The following is a 6,031-nucleotide window of genomic DNA, read 5'->3' on the forward strand; positions in this document are numbered from 1 at the left end:
CCTAGCAATTGTAATCTCCGAGGAAGTGCTGGAGGTCGGCAATTTCCCCGGCGTAGTAGAACGGGATCGCCCCGTAGTGAATATTGTAAATCTGAAAAGCGCCGCCGTTTTCCCGAACGACGACCGTGACTTGAGTCGTCGATCGCGTGCCGGCGAATGCGAACGTGACCGGAACGAACGTCACCTCGCGCAGCTGACCGCTGCCGGCGCCCGCGACGTTGACGCGGCCGGCCCACGACGATCCAACCCGGAACGCCGCTGCCGGCGACGCGGCGCCGACGTATGGATCGAAGCCCGACATTTTTGCCTGGTCGTGATTGGGCGTGGTCGAAACGTAGATCGGCGGCGTGTCATCGCCGATGGCTTTCAAATACGTCTCGTCGAGCAGCTCGAATAAAGCGGGATGAAAGAACGGCTGCGCCTGAAAATACTTCGCGGTGTGGTGCTGCAGTGCCGCATGCCAATCGATGGGGCCGTTCTGCGGCGCATACCAGTCGACGTCGCCGTGCTGCGCTACATACCAGTTGTAAAACTTCGTGACCACGGCCGTCGCGCCGGCACTTTGCGTGCTCGCTCCTGCCGCGGCCGGGAGCAGCATCAGGCCGCAAGCCAAAATCGCGCTACGCACCGCCGCAATCGTGCTCGCTGTTGATACCGGAATAAGACGCGGCCTGGCGATAGTCGTACACGCTGAACTTTCGGCCGCGTAAGTCCGTTTTTGGATTGCAGCCGTCGTCGGGCTTGGGGGATCCCAAAAAGCACACGCGCACCCTGTCGCCGGCCCGCTCGGCGATCATCACGTCGTTACCGGGCATGCCGCCGTAGTGCACGACCTCCGCCCACATCACGCCGTTGGGCTGTCCAAGCTTGGTGTTGAACGTGACCGCCGGGCCGCTGTCGACGATCTCTTGACGCGTATAACGCTCGTTCGGCTCGCCGCTGGTTAGGCGCGGCTCAACCGAACGGACCGTCGTGTCCACGCACGACGCCGACGCGACGAGCATCGCCCCGGGGTGCCCGGCGAGATTGCCGTTTGCTCGTGCTTGCGCGAGCGGCAGAACGGCCGCCAGCGCGAGCGAAGTAAGGAAGGCCGCTGTTCGCATGGTTCGCCTGCCCTTAATGGTTCGCCTGCCCTTAGACGAGGCCTGGGCGTGGCTTCAACCAACGGAGACGGCGCTTCCTTCGTGCCCCGCCGGCACCGGCGATCCTCGCGGGCAGTCGACGGTCAATGCGGAACGACCCACGGTACGAGGAACTGCTGAACGATAACGACGGCCGCCAGGGCGCCCGTCAGAACTAAGCTGTGCGGGAACGTGCGGGCGAATACGGCTCCTTCCCCGCCTTTGGCCCGAACTACCGAAGAACCCGCGGCGATGTTTTCGGGCGAAATCATCTTTCCCATGACGCCGCCGGACGAGTTCGTCGCCGCGAAAAGAACGGGATCGAGCTGAAGCTGGCTCGCCGCCACGACCTGCAGATTACCGAAGAGAGCGTTGCCCGCGGTGTCGCTGCCGGAGAGCACCACGGCGATCCATCCAAGAAAGGGTGAGAGCGCGACGAACAGCACGCCCAGTGACGCGACGCCGAAGCCCAGCGTGTAGTTCATTCCTGAATAATTCATCACGTAGGCCAGCGCAACCATGAACGTAACCGTCAGGATCACCAGGCGCGTCTGCCGCCACGTCTGAATTACGCAGCCGAGAAAATCCCCGGCCCGCAGGCGCAGCAAGGCCGTCGTAACGATCGCCGCGACCAGTATCGCCGTTCCCGTGCCGAACGGCTGGAAATTCCATATGGCCGGATATAACTGGCCCTTATACAGCGTAATCGCAACGGCATTGTCCAGCACCGGCCATGCAACTTTGATCTCATAAACCGTGAAAACCGAAAATGTCGCCCAAAAGAGCACGGTCACCGAAACGATAAGCCAGGGCGCCAGAGCACGCCGCGTTGATTCGCGCGTGGGCCGGCCGGTTGTGACGCTCCTTTGAACCGCAAACCGCAAATCTTCAGCCGGCTGCCAGCGGCGCAGAAAAAAGAGCGTCGCCATGAGCGACGCGAGCGACGCAAGCACGTCGGTCAAAGCGTAGTTGATGAAATTCGAGACCACGAACTGCGTCACCGCAAACGTCCCGGCCGCGACGAGCAGCACCGGCCACAACGCCGCGATCGATCGCCACCCGGCGTACATCGCCGTCACGTAGAAGGGCAGGATGAGCGCAAACAATGGCAGTTGACGGCCCACCATCGCGGCTAACGTCGAAGCCGGCAAGTGGGTGACGGTCGCGAGAACGTTGATCGGTACGCCCAGCGCCGAAAAGGTGACGGGGGCGGTGTTGAAGATCAGCGCGTAAACGAGCGCATCGAGCGGCCACGAAGCCCATCAGCGCCAAGAGCGAGCTCGTGATCGCAACCGGCGTACCGAAACCGGCGACTCCTTCGATGAGCGCGCCGAAGCAAAATCCGACTACGACGAGCACGACGCGCCGGTCGTTCGGCAGCCGGTCGAGAATCCAATCGCGAAACGCATCGAAGCTTCCCGACTTGACCGCCACATTGTAGAGCAGAATTGCGTTGAACACGATCCACATCAGCGGGATGAGCCCGAACGCCGCGCCGTTTGCCGCGGCCGCAAGTGCGAGCTTCGCCGGAAAGTGCCACAACGCTACGGCGGCGAGAACGCCGGCCGCGAGCCCGGCGAGCGACGCTTGCCACGCGGGCCGCCGCAGTATGCCAAGCGTCACGAGCACGGTAGCGATCGGGGCCGTTGCCACGACAAAAGAGAGCGGCAACGAGCCCCCGATGGGCGTCAGTATTTGGTGAAACAAGAGCTAGACGAGTGCCCCACCGCCGTCGACGCTAAGAATATTTCCCGTCGCGTAGGTGTTTTTCATGAAATATACGTAGGCCGACGCGAGTTCGGCCGCTGCGCCGATGCGCGCAACGGGGAGGCGCCGCTCCTCGTTGCTGTAAAAGGCCTGGCGGGCCGAACTGGGCCATGCATCCCAGCGGGGCGTTCGCGTCAAGCCGGGCGAGACGCAGTTGACGCGAATTGGGCCCAGCTCAACCGCTAATGCCCGCGTCAATCCCTCGAGCGCGCTCTGAATGCTCGCCTGCGAAGTCCAACCGGCTAGCGGCCGCGTTGCCGAGAACCCGGAGGTCAGAACGATGGACCCGCTCTGGCGAATGAATTTCGTCGCGTACTTCACGGCTGCGGCGGCGCCCCAGTAGCGGACCTCAAAGCGCGCGCGGGCCTTCTGCAAGTCGGTAGTCGCCAGCGGCCCGAGCGGCAAGTCCTCTCCGGCGGTGTAGACGAGATGATCGAATGGCCCGACGCTCTCGAAGAATTCTCTAACCGCTCCCTCGTCGCTCACATCGACGATCTGCGCGGTGGTACGTGAGGGCCACCGCAATCCGAGCTCCGCGCGGGCATGCTCTACCCGCTCCGGCCGGCCAGATGCTACGACGACGAATGCGCCTTCCTCCAGCGCCGACTCCGCTACGGCGAGACCGATTCCGGACGTCCCTCCGAAAGCGACAATCCGTTGGTCCTTCAGCGTCAGCGCGGCGCTCGGCGCTATCGCATTTTGCGCTTCCATATTGCTCTCCTAATCCTATTGGCGTTCGACCGACGGGTGCATAATCGGGCCTACGTCGGATTCGGATGCAAGTTTCGCAACCGCACGCTGCAATGTGGCCCAAACCGACCGCGAGCTCGATCGGTTCGCCCGCCGGCCGGCAGGAAGAACGGATCGTTGCGCCCCCACACGGCAAGCAGCCGCGGGCGCATCGCGTGCGATCAGTAGGAGGGTGGGACCGTGACTCAGAGCATCACCAAGGAGCGGCTGGCAGCGTTTTCGGATGGCGTCTTCGCCGTGATCATCACGATCATGGTTTTGCAGCTGAAGCTGCCGCAGCATGCCAGCTTCGACGCGTTGCTGGCGCAGTGGCCGACGGCGCTCAGCTACGTGGTCAGCTACTTCCTCATCGTGATCATGTGGATCAACCATCACTTCTTGTGGAGTTTTGCGAAGCACTCGGCGCCGAAGCTGATCTTCTGGAACTTTGCGCACATGCTCACGGCATCGCTCGTACCGTTTGCCACCGCCTGGGTGGCGGAATCGCGCATCGCGGCCGTCCCGGTCTTCGTGTACGCCGCCGTAATTATCTTGGTCAATCTGTCGTATCATGGATTCGCTAACGAAGTCATGCCGCGCGCGGCAGAGGAGAACCCAAAGATCCGCCGCAGAGCTCTCGCGCGGTCCGCGCTCACGCTGGGCCTGTTTACCACGGCGATGTTGCTGTCGCTCAAGCTGCCGCTCGCGGCCTTCGCCCTGGTAACGTGCGTTCTGATAACGTACGCGCGCCCGGAGCTCCCCGCCCTAAAAACCCATTAGGCAGCCGCTTGCGTGAAAAGGCCCGCCTCGGCGAACGAGGCGGGCCTCTCGGAATGAAAGCCGCGTCTTTTCTACATGCTGAGGTTCAAGGCACCGGAGAACGGATTGGCCTGCGCGTCTCTGGTTCCGAGCGGCTTGAGGTTGAAGCGTTTTCCGATGAGTGCGAGGATCGAAACCGTTTCGTATTGGGTGTGATCCACGACGTGACGGCGAGCGAACGGCCCGACGATTATCGCGGGAATGCGAGTTCCGGGTCCCCAGTGGTCGATCGCCGGCGGCGCAACGTGATCCCAGCGGCCGCCATTTTCGTCGTACGTAATGATGATGACCGTATTCTTCCAGTACGGCGTCGCCGCAATCGCGTTAACGATCTCCATCGTTTTCGTCTGGCCGCGAAGCAGCGCCGAGTAGCCTGGATGCTCGTTGTCCGCGCCGATCTGTTTGATGAAGACGACCGACGGCAGCGAGCCGCGCGTCAGGTCGCGGTTCAACACGGACTGATCGACCAAGTGCTCTTGGCGAAGCAGCGTCCCATCGCCGTAGTTCTTGTAGTACGCGAACGGCTGGTGGTGGAACTGAAACAACGGATTCGGGTTCCCAGCCAGCGCATCGTTCCAGCCGCCGGAGTACCACTTCCAGCTGACGCGTGCCGCGTTGAGCCGGTCGCCGATCGTCGTTTCGGTTAGCGGCGGCACGAGATCCCGATGCGCAATGCCCGACGGATGCGGCGAGTACACCGAGTACGACGTGTTGACCACGTGCCCGGAAGGCGTTACGTGATTGTCGACGAGCTTCGCCGGATTTTTGCTGGGGTGGGAAATGTAGTTCGCAGGCGCGTTCTTCCAGGCCGGGGCGCATGCGCAGATCAGGTATTGGTGGTTGAGGAACGATCCGCCGAAGGCGCTATGGAAGAAGTTGTCGGCCAGCGTGTAGCGGCGCGCCAGCTCTGCCTCGGGCAGCCGGCTATCGCTGTACTGGCTGAGAACCAGTCCGCCGTTGTCGCTGTAATCGACGAACTTGTCCATCTTGCCGCCGTCGATCTGGTTTTGTTCGTGGTAGAACTGATGCACCAGGTCGCTGGTCCGGTCGAAATACGGCACGTACTTGGACGCAAGATAGGTCTGCAGCGGCAGCTGGATGGGGAATCGCTTATCGGGATTGCCCGCATAGTTGAGCGGCTGCGGCGCGAACGTCAGCTGCGGCCCGTTCCACGCATATTGCGGAACGTCCGTATTTGGCCCAACGCCGTTGGCGCCGGGAAACGTCCCGTACAGCGCGTCGAAGGACCAGTTCTCCTGATAGATCACGACGATGTGTTGAATGTCGCTCAGACTGCCGCTCTGCGGCTTTGCTCTGCTGGCAGCATCGAGCGCGGGCGGCAATGCGGCTTGTCCTATTGCCGAGGAGGTGGCCGGCGCGGTCCCACCGGGCCGGCGACGTATGCGTTGGCGAACGCCGTTTACATCAACAGACCGTTGTCCGATCAACAACACGACGGCAGCGCACGTGCCGCGCATCGATTCAACCAGCACGACAACTCGATGCTTGACAAACGCGTAACGTGCACGTAAAATCCTCGCAATCGCTCACTAATCACGCGCGACGCGTGGTCTCAAACGAGCTGAAACCTTCCG

General features: G+C 62.3%; 6 protein-coding genes and 1 pseudogene. 2 read left to right on the forward strand and 5 right to left on the reverse strand.

The features are described 5' to 3' along the window. Window position 1: 1 nt before the first annotated feature. From VGG51_04415 to VGG51_04425, 3 genes and pseudogenes are all read right to left on the reverse strand, one after another. The gene (locus VGG51_04415) at window positions 2-628 is read right to left on the reverse strand and encodes a hypothetical protein (GenBank protein ID HEY1882268.1); all 627 of its coding nucleotides are present in this window, start codon (window positions 626-628) and stop codon (window positions 2-4) included. Next, window positions 621-1,103 (reverse strand): hypothetical protein, encoded by a 483-nt coding sequence (locus VGG51_04420; GenBank protein HEY1882269.1) that lies wholly within the window; start codon window positions 1,101-1,103, stop codon window positions 621-623. The genes VGG51_04415 and VGG51_04420 overlap by 8 nt, the downstream gene beginning before the upstream one ends. A gap of 122 nt (window positions 1,104-1,225) precedes the next feature. Beyond that, window positions 1,226-2,359, reverse strand: a pseudogene (locus tag VGG51_04425) (L-lactate permease). Between the two features lie 215 nt (window positions 2,360-2,574). Between VGG51_04425 and VGG51_04430 the strand changes: the two are divergent. Next, window positions 2,575-2,823, forward strand: a complete 249-nt coding sequence (locus tag VGG51_04430; protein ID HEY1882270.1) for a hypothetical protein — start codon at window positions 2,575-2,577, stop codon at window positions 2,821-2,823. A gap of 8 nt (window positions 2,824-2,831) precedes the next feature. Here VGG51_04430 and VGG51_04435 read toward each other — a convergent pair whose 3' ends face one another. Then, the gene (locus VGG51_04435; protein ID HEY1882271.1) at window positions 2,832-3,599 is read right to left on the reverse strand and encodes an SDR family oxidoreductase; all 768 of its coding nucleotides are present in this window, start codon (window positions 3,597-3,599) and stop codon (window positions 2,832-2,834) included. Window positions 3,600-3,818: 219 nt separating this feature from the next. Between VGG51_04435 and VGG51_04440 the strand changes: the two genes are divergently transcribed. Beyond that, window positions 3,819-4,397 carry a TMEM175 family protein gene (locus tag VGG51_04440; GenBank protein ID HEY1882272.1) on the forward strand — a complete coding sequence of 193 codons (579 nt, stop codon included), beginning with the start codon at window positions 3,819-3,821 and terminating at the stop codon, window positions 4,395-4,397. 71 nt (window positions 4,398-4,468) lie between these two features. Here VGG51_04440 and VGG51_04445 read toward each other — a convergent pair whose 3' ends face one another. After that, a complete protein-coding gene (locus VGG51_04445) occupies window positions 4,469-5,779 on the reverse strand; it encodes an alkaline phosphatase family protein (protein ID HEY1882273.1) in 1,311 nt (436 codons plus the stop codon). Window positions 5,780-6,031 lie beyond the last annotated feature (252 nt).

It is taken from the genome of Candidatus Cybelea sp. (genome assembly GCA_036489315.1).
Lineage (GTDB): Bacteria > Vulcanimicrobiota > Vulcanimicrobiia > Vulcanimicrobiales > Vulcanimicrobiaceae > Cybelea.